Here is a 15,326-nt window from a genome sequence, read left to right on the forward strand (position 1 = left end):
TCCCGCTCGAAAAGTCGCCACAGGTTCGCAACGTGCCTGTCGCCCACCCATCTTTTATTCGCTCGGCCGACGTCGTTCCCTACGCGTCGCCGCCGAGCGCATCCGGACGAGGCGCGTACCAGGAGTGTTGGATATCAAGTGTCGTCCATTCCGGCGGGAGAGCATCATGTTGGTCAAGTCGATTCGGTTCCTAAGGGCATGCCTGATCCTGTTTTCTCTATGTCTGACCATCGTCCCCGGACGAGCAAACGCGGTGTCGAACCAGTTGCTGTTGCTGCTGCCGGACAACTTCACGCTCCCCGATCCGCGCGTGTCGGCCTGGCTCGACGCGGCGTCGGAAGAAGGCTTGCAGATCTCGATCATCAACGACAGCCAGTTCGAACAGGCGGGCACCACGCTCCAGCAGTATCAAGGCCTGATCCTGCCCGATCAGGTCCATACGGCAGCCGACGACACGCTCCTGACGGCCATTCAGAACTACGCGCTCAACGGCGGGCACGTGATGCTGGTCTACGATTTCGGCGTCCTCACGTCGACCGGCTTCTATCCGGTTCCGCAGTCGAGATTCAGCGCGATGGCGGGCGTGAGCTACGTGCTCTACGATTCGCTGGGCGGCAACATGATCGGCCTCGGGCCCGTGACCGGCATGGGAAGCACGTTGCGCACGCTCCAGATCCCGCCCGGGAAGTCGATGACCTGGCCGACCACCAGTTCAACCAGCGGCTCGACTGCGACTGCCGTCACGACGTCGGCGTCCGTATCGGTCGCCGCGTCGCCCGGCCAGGTGCTCTATCTGCAGCCTAGCCGGACCAATCCGGGCGGCCTGACCGGCTACAAGCACAACGCGTATTTCAATTACAAGACCGAGAACGGCCTCGCGACCAACATCAGCCTGAATCTCGGCCGCGTGTTCAAAGGCCCGAAGGTCAAGTCCGGCACCTATAGCGCGACGTCGACCAAGAACAAGACCGTGTCGACGCCGAAGAAGTCCACCGGAACGTCCGCGCTCGTCACGACGACGGCCGTCGCGACGACGGACGTGCTCGAAGGCATCTCGGGCTACGTGTACGGCTTCCTCACGTATCCGAGCTTCGTCACGCAGGGCGCGTACAGCGGCACGGCCTTGCTGACGTCGCCGAACTTCGGCCTCGTCGCCGGCTACAACCCGTACGGCAGCGGCGGCGTGCTGTTCGTGAACATGCCGCTCAGCTACCTCGAAGGGCAAACCGACGGCATGCCGCTCCACGGCTTCCTGCACTACTTCACGACGAACGTGCTGTCGATGCCGCACCTGTCGCTCGAGCCGAAGGCGCAAGCGGGGATGGTGCTCAACTGGCACTTCTGCGCGGAAGAGATGATCCAGCCGGCGCTGTACCTGAAGTCGCTCGGCATCTGGAACAACGGTCCGTTCTCGATCGTCGTGACGGCCGGCCCGGACGACGCAGCGATAGGCGACGGCCTCGGCATCAATCTGGCCAACAACACGCAGGCGCAGCAGCTGATGCAGTATCTGCTCGGCCTCGGACACAACATCGGCAGTCACGGCGGGTGGGACCACGACTACTGGGGCGCCAACGCGAGCGAGACCGACCAGAGCACGTTCCAGCAGTACCTCGTGCTGAACCACCAGGCGGTGCAGTCCGTCACCGGCAAGCCCGACGTCGAATGGGCGGCGCCGGAAGGCAACACGCCGACGTGGGCCGTGAACTGGCTCGAGAGCAACGGTTATTCGGGCTACTACTTCACAGGCCACACCGGCATGGCGCAGACCCGCGCGTACCGCAACGCCGCGCTGCTGAATCCCGGCATCTGGGCGTTCCCGGTCATGCCGTTCGGCAAGTACGCGACGTTCGAGGAATTCCAGGAGTTCGGCGTATCCACGACGGACATCACGAACTGGTACGAGTCGCTGATGGACTTCGTCGTCGCCAATCGCACGACCCGGCTCATCTACATGCACCCGCTCGGCGCGTCGTGGTACCCGGACATACTCGCGACCATCTTCAGCTATGCGAACGCGCTGATCGCGAGCGGGCAGTACAAGTGGTACACGATGGACCAGTTGACGCAGTTCGACAGGCGGCGCCTGCTCGTCACGTGGACGGCGACCGATACGGGCAGCGGCTGGTCGTTCAGCGCGTCGCAGCCGACGAGCCTGCAGGACGTGACGTGGCTGCTGCCGAAGAACGCTTATCAGCTGCCGGTCGTGACCGGGGGATCGGCCACGGTCGTGATAACCGATCCGACCAACTGGCTCGTGATCGCCGGCGCGGGAACGGCGTTGACGTTCACGAGCGCCAAAGTCCAATAGCGCCGCGCAGTACGCGCGCCGACGATCGACGATCCCTCGATCGAAGGATCGTCGGCGCAGCCCGGACCGCTCACGGCAGGGAAACGACATGAAACGACACTCGCTACGGCATGCGCTCGGCATGCTCGCCGCAACGGCCACGCTTGCGCTCGCGACGGCTGCGCCGTTTGCGCAGCAAGCGAATCGGCCGCCCCGCGGCTTCACTCGTCCGCCGTTCCATCTGCACGGGCATGCGGCCGCGAGCCCGGGCGGCCTTTCTCCGGCGCAGATCCGGAATTTCTACGGATTCGATCAGTTGCCGCGCAATTATCGCGGCAGCGGACAAGTCATCGCGATCATCGACGCCTACGACAACCCCACCGCCGAGGCGGATCTCGACGTGTTCAGCCGCAAGTTCGGGTTGCCGCCCTGCAATGCGGCCAATCGATGCTTCGCCAAGATCTACGCCACTGCCGATCAAACCCGTCCGCCCGCGGATGCAGGCTGGGCGCTGGAAAGCTCGCTCGACGTCCAGTGGGCGCACGCGATCGCGCCCGACTCGAAAATCGTGCTGATCGAAGCGGCATCCAACACCTTTGCCGACATGATGAGCGCGGTGGCCGCGGCTGTCGCGGCGCCGCCCGAAGGCGCCGGCGCAAAAGTCGTGTCGATGAGCTGGGGCGGCAGCGAGTTCCTGCCGGAAACGCAATTTGACGGCCAGTTCATGAGCGCGAACGGCGTGTCGTTCGTCGCCGCGTCCGGCGACGGCGGCAACGCCGTCGATTACCCCGCCGCGTCGCCATACGTGCTCGGCGTCGGCGCGACGACGATCGTCACCGACGCGAGCGGCCGTTATGTCGGCGAAACGGCGTGGTCCGGGAGCGGCGGCGGCCAGAGCGCAATCGAATCCGAGCCGCCGTATCAAACCCATTACGGGATTCCGTTCGACACGCCCGGCGCGCGAGGCGTGCCCGACGTCGCCTACGACGGAGATCCGGCGTCGGGTTTCGCGATATACGACTCGTACGGATACGGCGGGCAGCGCGGCTGGTTCGTGGTCGGCGGAACGAGCGCGGGCGCGCCTCAATGGTCGGGCTTGCTCGCGATCGCGAACGGCGTGCGGGTCGAGCGCGGCAAATCCACGCTGAATGCGGTCAGCGCCGTCGAAGCGGCGCTGTACGGCATCGCGTCCGCCGCGTACCGAACGACCTTCTACGACGTCACGAGCGGCGCGAACGGCGCATGCGGCGCGGTGTGCGACGCGACGCCCGGCTATGACTACGTGACCGGACTCGGACGTCCGATCGCCGGCAATCTGATGCAAGCGCTGATCGATGCGCCGTGACGAGGTTCTGCGCGGACGGGCGCTGCCGGAACACGGCGGAGGTTCGAAACCGCCGATGCCGGACCACGCCCGCTCGCATCGCAGGCTGCGCCGGACAACCGGAGCCGCAGGATCGGCCGCGGCGCAAGCGCCCGCTAAGCCGGCGCTTGCGCCGACGCGGCTCGCGCCGCTGTTCGCCCTGTTGCTCGCGCTGTCCGCCAGCGTGACGGCGCGGGCGGGCGGCGCGCCGACGGACGATCCCGGCGAGGCGATCTATCGCGACGGCATGCTGAGTTCCGGCGCGCCGCTTCAGGCGCTGCGCGAAGGCGGCTTGCGCATGGCAGGCCCCGCGGTCGCCTGCGTCAACTGCCATCGGCGCAGCGGTCTCGGAGCCAAATCGGGATTCACGACGATTCCGCCGATTGCCGGAACGTATCTGTTCCATCCGAGCACGCTGAGCGGCGAGCGTCCCGGCATGCCGTACGTGGAAAGCATGCGCAGCGATCGCGCCGCCTATACCGACGCGACGCTCGCGCGTGCGATCCGCAGCGGAATCGACACGCAAGGCCAGCGCCTTGGCTATCTGATGCCGCGCTTCGCGTTGAACGACGACGACATGGCGGCATTGCTCCGCTATCTGAAACGCCTCGATCCGCGGCCCGCGCCGGGCGTCACCGGCGCTGCCCTGCATTTCGCGACGATCACGACGCCGGACGCCGATCCGGTGAAGCGCCGCGCGACGCTCGACGTGCTGCGGCACTACTTCGCCGACAAGGACGCATTTCCGACGAACGCGGCCCCGCCGCACCTGGCGAGCGACGCGCCAGCCTCGGCGCCGCGCCGCTGGCAACTGCACGTCTGGGAACTGAGCGGCGCGGCATCGACTTGGGAAGCGCAGCTCGCACGGCATCTGGCCGCCGAGCCGGTGTTCGCGGTGATATCGGGACTGGGCGGGCGAAACTGGGCGCCCGTTCGCGCGTTCTGCGAGCGCGCCCGTATTCCATGCCTGTTTCCGAACGTCGAGGTGCCGGACGTCCGCAACGACGACTTCTATTCGATCTACTTCTCGAACGGCGTGCTGCTGGAGGCCGGACTGATCGCGGCGGACATCGCCCGAGGCAACCACGGCGTCGCGCCGCAAACGGTCCACGAAGTGTATCGGGTCGGCGACAGCGGCGAAGCGGGCGCGCAAGCGCTCGCCGCTGCGTTGCGGGCGCGGGGATTCGACGTGTCCCGCCATGCGCTGATGCCGGCCGATCGCGTCGTGAAAGCGCTGAACGGCATCTCGAAAAACGATGCGCTCGTGCTGTGGCTGCGCCCCGCCGATATCGCGACGTTGGGTCAAGCCGCGCCGGCGCGGACGGTCTACCTGTCCGGCATGATGGGCGGCCTCGATCATGCGCCGCTGCCCAGCGGCTGGCGTGCGGTCACGCACATCGCGTATCCGTTCGACATGCCCGACCGCGTGCGCCGACGCGTCGACTACATGCTCGACTGGGCGGCCTCCAGGCACATCCCGATCGTCGATCTGCAGGTTCAGGCGGACACATTCCTGGCGTGCGTGTTGCTCGAAGAGGCGCTCGGCCACGTGACCGGCACCTACGTGCGCGACTATCTCGTCGAGCGCATCGAGGACACGCTCGAACAGCGCGTGATCACCGGCTACTATCCGCGCCTGACGCTTGCGCCGGGACAGCGCCTCGCATCGAAAGGCGGCTACATGGTCCACTTCGCGGACACGAGCGGCACGCGCATCGTGGCCGACGGGGCATGGACCGTTCCGTAGACGCCGGCATCGCCCTGCCCGATTCGCAGGACGGTGATTCGCCGCGCCGCAAGCGAACCGCCCAAGCCGGCGACGAGCAACGCGGCTCACCACTCAGGGAGGCTGAAATGAACATGATCGGGAAGCTATCCGCATTCGCCAACACGCTGATCGCGGCCGGCGCGCTCGCGCTGATCGGGCATCCGGCATCGGCTCAAGAAGACATGCATGCGCATCACCACATGACGATGTCGAGCATGAAGACAGACGGCATGAAGACATCGACGGCGGCGTATACCGTACCGGCCGTGACGCTCGTGCGCGACGACGGCAAGACCGTCGCGCTGAAAGACGAACTCGACGACGGACGTCCGGTCGTGCTGACGTTCATCTACACCACCTGCACGTCGATCTGCCCGGTGATCAGCCAGACGCTGTCGCAGCTCCAGCACGAGCTCGGCGCGGATCGCGACAAAGTCCATATCGTGTCGATTTCGATCGATCCGGAAAACGACACGCCTGCGCGCCTGCGCGAATACGCGGCGAAGTTCAGCGCGGGACCGGAGTGGCAACACTACACGGGCACGGTGGCGGCGAGCGTCGCCGCGCAGAAAGCCTTCAACGTGTACCGGCAGGACAAGATGGATCACAACCCGGTCTTGCTGCTGCGCGCGGCGCCGGGCAAGCCATGGCTTCGGATCGACGGTTTCGCGACCGCCGACGATCTACTGCATCTGTACCAATCCGTCCTGGCTTTCGACTGATTTTCGATTGATCGCGCGGGCCTGCATCGACGAACGCGCCGGCTCGTCCGAAGAAGCCGGCGTCATGGGCGCGGCTGCTTGCATGCGGCAAACGCCGCCGGGCTGAACGAGGCGATCCTCGCGAGCACGATTGCCGCGCCACGGCGCATGACGAACGGCAGCGAGGCGGCGACGCCCGACGACGGTCGTTGCCCGACGATGGCGGACGATGCAGCGCCGATGATTGATTCGGCCGAGCACCCGTCGCGCGACGCAAGACGGATAAATTCGCTACGCCGCGAAAACCGTCGCTCGGTCGCCCCTGCTCGAATCGATCAGGTAGTTGCAGGGAATTCATGCGGCGCAGGAGACGCACCGCCGGCGGTTCGATCCGCTGCCGGCGCGACTCGGCTGGCGACGCCGCAATTTGCACTCACGTTGTAAAAAAGCGCCGCGCCCCGTTCGGCCCTTGCGCCTCGCCTCGGGCACTCGGATCGCATCGGCTCGATATCCGCGTCTTCGTCGAGCGTCGAGCCGCCGTCCGCCAACGCGCGCTCGACCGTCTCCGCGCGATCCGTATCGCGGTCGAATTCGGCGGCGCGCGTTTCGAACGCACGATCGTCGCATTCGACATCGATGTCGAACGGACGCCGGTTCGCGCCCGCGACGTCGCCGCCGCTGCCCGGCGAATCGCCCGGACCGAGCGAGCGGTTGCCGCGGTCTTTCCGTCAACTGGCCTTCGGGCGGCTCGTTGGGTTCGTATGATTCGTCCGGTTCGTCGGCGGGAATCAGCGTGCTTGCTGCCCGAGTCGACGCCCTCTCCCGATCGAGCGCCGGCGCGCGGCGCGCGTCCGATGCGCGGCGCGCGTCCGGGCGGCGCGATTGATCCTCAACCGCCGCCGGATGCGGCGCTGCCGCCCATCGCGCCGGAACTGCCGGACGGCGCCATCGGTGCGGGCTGCACGCCCCCCGTCGTGCCTGTCGAGCTCGAATCGGCGTTCGAGCCGCCCTGCTTCGAGCACGAGGACATCGCCATCGCCAATCCGACCGCCGTCACGCCGACGGCGACCGCCCGCCATATGCTTCGAAAGCTTCGAGAAAATTCGGGTCGCATGGCACCTCCTGCAGTGAATGAGTCCGTCGCGCAGCAAGCGGCGTGCCGCGGTTCCGCCCAACGCCGCCAATCGGGCCGGGCCGTGCCGATCGATCGGCCGGTCGATAGGTCAATCGGCCAATGGCAAGCCGCTCCCGGCGGGAGACGACGAGCTATTCGGGATCCGATCGCCTAGAATTTTCTTCAAAGGAAGACAACGAAAACGACCGCGCGATCGGTGCCGGGCGCCGGGCGCGACCCAGGAGACAGCCATGTCCGAATCGCCGATTCCGTCTCGACAAGTCGATTACGAAGGCTTCGAGATTCACGTGTCGCCGACCCCGACGCAATCCGACGCGAACCGCTACACGTACACGGGCTACGTGTGCCATCCGGGCGCCGATCCGAAGCTGCCCGGCCATACCGTGCCGTTTCACGCGGACGGCGAAGAGAGCTTCCGCACCGCCGACGAGGCGTTCCACGAAGCGGTGTCGATTGGTTGCAGCATCGTCGACGGCACGCATCCGGATCTGTCGGTGCTGTCGCTCGTCACGCACGGCTATTGACCGCGCGACGGGCGGCGCGGCGGCGGCGCTACCTGCGAGATCCGCGACGAACGACGAAATGCAAGCGGCATGTGAGTCGTTTGCCGTTTGCCGTTTGCCGTTTGCCGTTTGCCGTTTGCCGTTTGCCGTTTGCCGTTTGCCGTTTGCCGTTTGCCGTTTGCCGTTTGCCGTTTGCCATCGATCATTTGCCATTCGCCAATCGCCATCCACCGTCCAATGGACGTTGAACATCGGCATCGCCAGCGTCCCGCCCAGCGCACGGAGCGCCTCGCTCACGCGCATCCAAGCCGGCCTTCGAAAAATGGTGACCCCGAGCGCCGGCGTGCGCATTTGCGCCGCGCCGCACACGCACTACGATGAAAGATGCCGGCGCGGTCGGCACGCTCCCCGGCGCACAGCGCGCGCTGCGCCGCCCATCAACGGAAAACGTCGCATGGCTCGCGACCCCGGCCTCGAAGCGCTCGTCGACGACGAACTGAAGTTCGAGCGCAATCTCACCGCGAAGGCGATGTTCGGCGGCTGGGCATGGCTGCTCGACGGCAACTTGCTGTGCTGCGCCCGCGACGACGGGATGCTCGTCAGGCTCGGCAAGGACAACGACGGCTGGGCGCTGAAGCGTCCGGGCGTCGTCCGGATGATCTCGCGCGGCAGGCCGATGCAAGGCTGGGTGCGCGTCGCGCCGGAGGCGTACGGCAACGACGCGCTGCGTCGCCGGCTGGTCGACGCGGCGCTCGAATTCGTCCGTTCGCTGCCGCCGAAGTAGCGCGCCGCCCGCCGTGCTCGCGCGTGCGCGGGCTCTCGAACGCGCCGATCCCGCGGCGATTCGCGCAGCGGAGCCCACTCGATGAGCGCACGACGCAATCTTATGCAACGATTGATCGGCGCATGGGCGCTCGAATCCTATGTCGAGATCGACGCCGAAACCGGCGCGACGAGCGCGCCGCTCGGCTTCATCGTCTACACGCCCGACGGCTACATGTCCGCGCAGTTGCAGGCGCGCGAGCGCGCGCCGTTCGCGGGCGACGATCCGTACGGCGGCGCGCCGGACGAACACGTGGCGGCGGGACGCACGTACCTCGCTTACGCCAGGCGATTCTTCGTCGGCGAGGCGACCGGCGCGCTATCGCATGAAATGGCCGCGTCGCTCTTTCCGAACTGGTTGGGCGGCCCCCAGACGCGCGTCGTCGAGCTGACCGACGACGTACTGCATCTCGGCACGCCGACGCCGCAACGGTTCAACGGCGCGTTGAAGCTCGCGCGCCTCGTCTGGAAGCGCGCGCCGCTGAACGCGTGACGCGGCCGCGGGCCGGGGCTGTCGCCGGCGGCGTGCAAGCGAGGGACCATCGAACTCGGCGGCCCCGGCGGTCGTGCTGTTTTGCTGTTTTGCTTGCCGTGCTGGCCGTGCCGCCGTACTGTCGTACCGCACCGGTCGCGGGCGCCGACATTCCGCGATTCGTTGTCTTTCGAGCGGCGCGATGCGATGCCGTCGCGCGGCACCGTCCGCCGCCCCGCCATCGATCGACATCGATCGCCATCACTGCACGCCGCGCCAACACCCGCGCCGTGCGTCACCTGGCGGCCGACGCCGCGGGCGCGCGCTCGAGCGCGGCGAGACCGATCTGCTGATCGCGGCCGACTTCGCGGTGCCACGCACGACGATTGCGCGCCCGCTGCTGCGCGAGCGGTACGTGATGGCGCAGCGCAAAGGGCATCCGGGCGGGCTCGCGCCGCCTGGCCTCGATGCGTACTGCGCGCTCCGGCACGTGATCGTGTCGGGCGACGGCGGCGGCTTTCACGGCTTCATGGACGACCGCCCGCGCGAGCTGAGGCGCACGCGGTTCGTCGCGGCGTCGGTGCGGCAGTACCATCTCGCTCCGCTCGTGCTCGAAGCGACCGACGACGTGTGCGCGCTGCCCGAGCGCTTCCTGACGCGCTTCGCCGAGCGGCTCGATCTGCTGCCGCTGCCCGTCGAAGTCGAAGGCTTCGCGCTCGCCGCCGCTTGGCATCCGCGGCTTTAGGCCGATCCCGCGCATCGCTGGCTGCGCGACGAGCTGTCCGCCGTCGTCCGGCGGCGCACGGACGAGCCGGAACCGGAACCGGAGCCGGAGCCGGAACCGGAACCGGAGCCGGAGCCGGAGCCGGAGCCGGAGCCGGAGCCGGAGCCAGAGCCAGAGCCGGAACCCGCACCGGGCGACGACGCGCGGGCGGCGGGGTCTCGAGCGCGGCGCATCCGTCGGTAGATGCGCCGACGCCGGGCGAGCGACGAAGCGCCGAACCTTGGCGCATCGCCCCGCTCCCCACTGTCACAAAATCCCGGCCTGCCGCGTCTTGGAGATTCCAACCGTCAGCCATTCGAGCAATCAGATGAACATGAACGAAACATCCCGACCGACGCCGTCCGACGAACCGTTCACCGCGCTGCGCCCGCGTCTCTTCTCGATCGCGTACCGGATGCTCGGCACGCGCGCCGACGCCGAGGACGTGCTGCAGGACGCGTGGCTGCGCTGGCACCAGGCCGACCACGACGCGCTCGACTCGGCCGAGGCGTGGCTCGTCACCGTCGTCACCCGGCTGTCGATCGACAGGCTGCGCGCCGCGAAGGCGCAGCGCGACGCGTACGTCGGCTGGTGGCTGCCCGAGCCGCTCGTCGACGTGGACGAGCGCACGCCGGAGGCCGCGGCCGAGTTCGCCGACGACCTGTCGGTCGCGCTGCTGTGGGTGCTCGAGCGGCTGTCGCCCGAGGAACGCGCGGCGTTCCTGCTGCGTCAGGCGTTCGAGCGCGACTACGCGGAGATCGCGCAGTTGCTCGACAAGAGCGAGGCCGCGTGCCGGCAGCTCGTCCATCGCGCGTCGACGCGCGTCCAGCAGGAGCACCGGCGCTTCGACGTGACGCGCGATCGGCACCGGCAGCTCGTCGAGCGCTTCGCGCGGGCCGCCGCGAGCGGCGAGCGCAGCGCGATCCAGGCGCTCCTCGCCGACGACGTCGAGCTCGTCGGAGACGGCGGCGGCAAGGTGCCGTCGTTCTTCAAGGTGCTGCGCGGCGCGCTCCGGATCGCGAATCTGTATTGGGTCGTCGGCAGACGCAACGTCGGGCGGATCGAGTACCGGCTCGCGCAGATCAACGGCGAGCCGGGCCTGCTGCGCTTCATCGACGGGCAGATCGAATCCGCGCAGGCGTTCGTCACCGACGGCGCGCGGATCGTCGCGATCTACGCGGTGCGCAATCCGGACAAGCTCGCGCACATTCCGACCGGCGACAAGTGAACGCCGCGGCGGCGCGCGGCGCAATCGCGCTTGCGCGATGTCTCGCGCGACGCCCGCCGCGCCAGGACCGGATAGGGCTGGCCCGGCTCGCCTCGGTTCGCCTCAATTCGGTTCAATTCGCCTCAATTCGGTTCAGCTCGTACTCGACATCGTACGGCACGGCCCGAAGACCATCCCATCGTCCGAACGGCCATCGATGCAGACCGCGTCGCGCCCCCGCCCCGCGACGCCTCCTCGCAAGAACCTGTCACAAACGCGCGACGTACCGCGTCTTGTAGGCGAGAGGGCCGTATTGGACGGCCCCACCCTCCCGAGGAAACCGATCATGGCACACGCCCCCCGCCTTCCGTACCCCAAGCTCGCATCGAAGTCGTTCAACGCGCTGCTCCATCTGTCCGAAACCGTATGGAGCGGCTCGCTCGACAAGCGGCTCGTCGATCTCGTGTTCCTGCGCGTGTCGCAGATCAACGGCTGCGCGTACTGCATCGACATGCACTGGCGCGATCTCGTGCGGCTCGGCGTCGACCAGCGGCACCTGAACGCCGTCGCCGGCTGGCGCGAGGCGCCCTTCTTCGACGCGCGCGAGCGCATCGCGCTGCAATGGGCGGAAAGCGTCGCGCGGATTCCGCACACGGACCCGAGCGACGCGGCGTTCGCGGAGCTGCAGACGCACTTCTCCGACGCCGAAATCGCGGAACTCGGTTTCGCGATCGCGACCATCAATGCATGGAACCTGCTCAACGTCAGCTTCAGGAATCCGATTCCGGAAACGGTGTAAGCGAACGCCGGGCGGCCGGGCGTCGCATGCTGAAGAAAGCGCCCGGCCCCCGCCGTTTTGGCGTTCGGCGGCCAGCGGCCGACATCTGGCTCTCGGTGCCCTGGGCTCCGGATTCGTTCGTGGTCGGTCGACGATCGATGCGACGGCCCGGCCGCGCCGAATGCCGAGCCTCCCGACCGTCGGGCCGAGGGCGGCCGCCGACTCGCCCGCCGCACGCGAAGGAATCGCGGACCGCACGACGCGATACGGCGGATCATCCGCCTGCGTCATCCACCATTCGGCCCCATCCGTCCCCCGCCCCACCGCCGCCCGCACGGGCGTACCATTCCGTTCAGACGCCCGGAACCGGCATGCGCCGCGCGCTGTCGTCGCCGTTTTCCCGGCCCGTATTCCTCACAGGTTAAACTCTGTCCTCCCGCGATGCCCTCCGGGCGTCAGCCATCATCGACAGCCATGCCGCCCATGCGGCCTGCACCAGTCCATGGAGTATTTCTTGATGAGCGGCGGATTCCCGCATTCTGCCTTCCGTTTCCCCCGTCCCGTCGCCACTGCGGCTCCCGTCGTCCTCGCCACGCTCGCGCTGTCCGGCTGTGCGCTGTTCCGCGCGCCGCAAGCGCCCGCGCCGGTCGTCGAAGCGGTCGCCGTGCCCGTCGAGCCGGCAAGCGAGCCCGTCGCGGCGCCCGAGCCGGCGAGCGCGCCCGAGCCCGCCGAAGCCGCGGCGCCGAAGAAGCCGCACCGCGAGGCCGCGCCGCCGCGCAAGCCCGCGCGCGCCGCACCGCCGCCGCCCCCTCCCGCGCCTGCGCCCGCGCCGCTCGTCACGACGCGCGCGATCGAGCGCAGCCAGGTGCATGCGCTCCTCGACAGCGAAGTGCGGCGCGGCGGCAAGGTGATCGGCCGCGCGGTCGACATGACGGCCGACGCGAGCGGCGCGCCGCGCGAAATGCTCGTGAACCTGCAGGGCTTCATGGGCGTCGGCGACCGCAAGGTCAGCTTCCCGTGGAAGCTGTTCCGCTTCACGCCGGGCGGCAGGCAGGAGCCGATCGTCCTCGACATGCCGGCCGCCACGCAGTTGCCGCCCGCCGACCGTCCGAAGACGGTGCCACTGACGGCGTCGGCGCACGCGGGCACCGATCCCGGCCAGATGCGGATCATCGATGCCGACGTCGAACGCCCGAACGGCGCGAAGGTCGGCCGCGTCGTCGACGTGCTGATCGGCCGCGACGCGCGGCCGCAGGCGGTCGTGCTCGACGTCGGCGGCCTCGTCGATCCGGACCGGCACACGATCGCCGCGAACTGGTCGGCGCTGCGCTTCGCGCCGAAGGACAAGTCGCTGCGCGCGCTCCTCGATCTGAACGAAGCGCAGTTGAAGGCGTCGCCGCCCTATGCGGGCGACAAGCCGATCCTCGCCGTCTCGCCCGCCGCGCCCGCAGCCGCGCCGGCCGCCGCTCAAGCAGGTGCGAAACGATGACGGTCCGGCATGCGGTCAGCGCGCGCAGCCTGCGCGCCCTCGACTGGCTCAACTTCTTCGTCGCAAACGTGCAGACGGGCTTCGGTCCGTTCATCGCGTCGTATCTGGCCTCGCACAAATGGACCCAGGGCGAGATCGGCATGGTGCTGTCGATCGGCACGATCAGCGCGATGGTGAGCCAGGTGCCGGGGGGCGCGGCCGTCGACGCGCTGAGAAACAAGAAAGGCGCGGCCGCATGGGCGATCGCCGCGATCATCCTGTCCGCGGTGCTGCTCGCCGCGAGCCCGACCGTCGTGCCGGTGATCGCGGCCGAGGTGTTCCACGGCTTCGCGAGCTGCATGCTCGTGCCGGCGATGGCGGCGATCTCGTTCGCGCTCGTCGGCCGCGAGAGCCTCGGCGACCGGCTCGGCCGCAACGCGCGCTGGGCGTCGCTCGGCAGCGCGGTCGCGGCGGGCCTGATGGGGCTCACGGGCGAGTACTTTTCCGCGCGCGCGGTGTTCTGGCTGACGGCGGCGCTCGCGCTGCCCGCGCTCGTCGCGCTCGCGATGATCGAGCCGACCCACCACCATCGTCACGCGACGCCGCGCGCGCCCGCCGCGCGCGACGACGCCGACGAAGACGAGGAGCGCGAGACGCTGCGCGAGTTGCTGCGCGACCGGCGGATGCTGATCTTCGCCGCGTGCGTCGTGCTGTTCCACCTGTCGAACGCGGCGATGCTCAACCTCGCTGCGGGCGAAGTGACGGCGGGCATGGGCGAGAACGTCCAGCTCGTGATCGCCGCGTGCATCATCGTCCCGCAAGCGATCGTCGCGATGCTGTCGCCGTGGGTCGGCCGCTCCGCGCAGCGCTGGGGACGCCGGCCGATCCTGCTGCTCGGCTTCGCCGCGCTGCCGCTGCGCGCGCTCTTGTTCGCCGGCGTGTCGAGCCCCTACCTGCTCGTGCCGGTGCAGATGCTCGACGGCATCAGCGCCGCCGTGTTCGGCGTGATGCTGCCGCTCATCGCCGCCGACGTCGCGGGCGGCAAGGGCCGCTACAACCTGTGCATCGGGCTCTTCGGGCTCGCGGCGGGCATCGGCGCGACGCTCAGCACCGCGGTCGCGGGCTTCGCCGCCGATCACTTCGGCAACGCCACGAGCTTCTTCGGGCTTGCCGCCGCGGGCGCGCTCGCGACGCTGCTCGTCTGGTTCGCGATGCCCGAGACGCGCGACGCGGCGCTCGTCGAAGACGCGCAGCGTTCGAGCGCCGAGCCGGCGCGGTGACTGGCGCGGTGACGGCGCGCGGCGGCGCACGGCATGGTTGATGCGGCGGCGATGCACGCAGCCGCCGGCCGCCGCCGCCGTTCGCCGCCGTCGGCGCGCCGTCTCGAAGCGCACGTGGCGGCAAGCGGCGGGCGCGACGCGCCGCGCCCTTCGCCTTTCGTCCGCTCGGCATCCACCCTCGATCCCCCGATCCTCGCCTGAACGAGATGGAAACGATCAAAGCTTTCAACGACACACGTCGGCAGATCCAGCAGTCGGTGCTCGACCTGTTCAAGGGCCTGTCGCTCAAGGAGCGCCTGCTGCAAGGCGTGCTGATGGCCGTGCAGGCCGCGGGCGGCGCGTGCCTCGCGTACGGCATCGGCCGCGCGCTGCACACCGAGCAGGCCGTGTGGGCGGCGATCACCGCGATCGCGGTCACGCAGCACAACTACGCGGACACGATCAACCTGTCGCGCGACCAGTTCATCGGCGCGATGGTGGGCGGCCTGATCGGCTTTGCGGCCGCGGCGACGGGCACCGGCCACGTCGTCACGTACGCGGTCACGATCGTGACCGCGATCATCTGCTGCTGGTGCCTGAACGTCGGCAGCGCGGCGCGGCTCGGCGCGATCACCGCGACGATCGTGCTGCTGTTTCCGGGCGAAGGGCCGCTGTGGGATATCCCGCTCGTGCGGCTGGGCGAGGTGACGCTCGGCACCGCGTGCGCGATGGCGGTCGGCTGGACGATGTCGCAGATCGAGCGGCGCTGGTTCGCCAAGGATTGACGTCGCGGCAGG

At 68.7% G+C, this 15,326-nt stretch carries 15 protein-coding genes; 14 read left to right on the plus strand and 1 reads right to left on the minus strand.

What is annotated here, in order from left to right:
* The first annotated feature begins 166 nt into the window (after window positions 1-166).
* The 6 genes from BG90_RS02200 to BG90_RS02220 all read left to right on the plus strand — a co-directional run bounded on the left by BG90_RS02200 (window position 167) and on the right by BG90_RS02220 (window position 7,781).
* The gene (locus tag BG90_RS02200; RefSeq protein WP_025989731.1) at window positions 167-2,311 is read left to right on the plus strand and encodes a polysaccharide deacetylase family protein; all 2,145 of its coding nucleotides are present in this window, start codon (window positions 167-169) and stop codon (window positions 2,309-2,311) included.
* 88 nt (window positions 2,312-2,399) lie between these two features.
* The gene (locus tag BG90_RS02205; RefSeq protein ID WP_025989730.1) at window positions 2,400-3,635 is read left to right on the plus strand and encodes a S53 family peptidase; all 1,236 of its coding nucleotides are present in this window, start codon (window positions 2,400-2,402) and stop codon (window positions 3,633-3,635) included.
* Window positions 3,636-3,690: 55 nt separating this feature from the next.
* The gene (locus BG90_RS02210; RefSeq protein ID WP_010114503.1) at window positions 3,691-5,400 is read left to right on the plus strand and encodes a c-type cytochrome; all 1,710 of its coding nucleotides are present in this window, start codon (window positions 3,691-3,693) and stop codon (window positions 5,398-5,400) included.
* A gap of 107 nt (window positions 5,401-5,507) precedes the next feature.
* Window positions 5,508-6,143: an SCO family protein gene (locus BG90_RS02215; RefSeq protein ID WP_010114501.1), complete on the plus strand. Its 636-nt coding sequence runs from the start codon at window positions 5,508-5,510 to the stop codon at window positions 6,141-6,143.
* A 335-nt stretch (window positions 6,144-6,478) separates the two neighbouring features.
* Window positions 6,479-7,411, plus strand: a complete 933-nt coding sequence (locus tag BG90_RS37985) for a hypothetical protein (protein WP_157135612.1) — start codon at window positions 6,479-6,481, stop codon at window positions 7,409-7,411.
* Between the two features lie 76 nt (window positions 7,412-7,487).
* Window positions 7,488-7,781, plus strand: coding sequence for a hypothetical protein (locus BG90_RS02220; RefSeq protein ID WP_010102422.1), 294 nt, complete (start codon window positions 7,488-7,490; stop codon window positions 7,779-7,781).
* Here the strand turns inward: BG90_RS02220 and BG90_RS37710 are convergent.
* Window positions 7,775-7,987 carry a hypothetical protein gene (locus BG90_RS37710; protein ID WP_158335880.1) on the minus strand — a complete coding sequence of 71 codons (213 nt, stop codon included), beginning with the start codon at window positions 7,985-7,987 and terminating at the stop codon, window positions 7,775-7,777. The genes BG90_RS02220 and BG90_RS37710 overlap by 7 nt on opposite strands.
* 227 nt (window positions 7,988-8,214) lie before the next feature.
* Between BG90_RS37710 and BG90_RS02225 the strand changes: the two genes are divergently transcribed.
* From BG90_RS02225 to BG90_RS02260, 8 genes are all read left to right on the plus strand, one after another.
* The gene (locus BG90_RS02225; protein ID WP_010102421.1) at window positions 8,215-8,544 is read left to right on the plus strand and encodes a TfoX/Sxy family protein; all 330 of its coding nucleotides are present in this window, start codon (window positions 8,215-8,217) and stop codon (window positions 8,542-8,544) included.
* An 81-nt stretch (window positions 8,545-8,625) separates the two neighbouring features.
* Entirely contained in the window at window positions 8,626-9,075 is a 450-nt protein-coding gene (locus BG90_RS02230; RefSeq protein ID WP_010102420.1) for a lipocalin-like domain-containing protein, read from the plus strand.
* A gap of 181 nt (window positions 9,076-9,256) precedes the next feature.
* Window positions 9,257-9,799, plus strand: coding sequence for a LysR substrate-binding domain-containing protein (locus tag BG90_RS02235; RefSeq protein WP_010114494.1), 543 nt, complete (start codon window positions 9,257-9,259; stop codon window positions 9,797-9,799).
* Between the two features lie 352 nt (window positions 9,800-10,151).
* On the plus strand, window positions 10,152-11,045 hold the full coding sequence (locus BG90_RS02240) for an RNA polymerase sigma-70 factor (protein ID WP_025989727.1): 894 nt from the start codon (window positions 10,152-10,154) through the stop codon (window positions 11,043-11,045).
* A 325-nt stretch (window positions 11,046-11,370) separates the two neighbouring features.
* Window positions 11,371-11,823, plus strand: a complete 453-nt coding sequence (locus BG90_RS02245; RefSeq protein ID WP_010114492.1) for a carboxymuconolactone decarboxylase family protein — start codon at window positions 11,371-11,373, stop codon at window positions 11,821-11,823.
* A 496-nt stretch (window positions 11,824-12,319) separates the two neighbouring features.
* Window positions 12,320-13,291, plus strand: a complete 972-nt coding sequence (locus BG90_RS02250; protein ID WP_038802870.1) for a hypothetical protein — start codon at window positions 12,320-12,322, stop codon at window positions 13,289-13,291.
* A complete protein-coding gene (locus tag BG90_RS02255; protein ID WP_038802529.1) occupies window positions 13,288-14,550 on the plus strand; it encodes an MFS transporter in 1,263 nt (420 codons plus the stop codon). Before BG90_RS02250 ends, BG90_RS02255 begins: the two co-directional genes overlap by 4 nt.
* 206 nt (window positions 14,551-14,756) lie before the next feature.
* Window positions 14,757-15,314 (plus strand): FUSC family protein, encoded by a 558-nt coding sequence (locus BG90_RS02260; RefSeq protein ID WP_010114481.1) that lies wholly within the window; start codon window positions 14,757-14,759, stop codon window positions 15,312-15,314.
* The last annotated feature ends 12 nt before the right edge of the window (window positions 15,315-15,326 follow it).

The organism is Burkholderia oklahomensis C6786, assembly GCF_000959365.1.
In the GTDB taxonomy this organism is placed as follows: domain Bacteria; phylum Pseudomonadota; class Gammaproteobacteria; order Burkholderiales; family Burkholderiaceae; genus Burkholderia; species Burkholderia oklahomensis.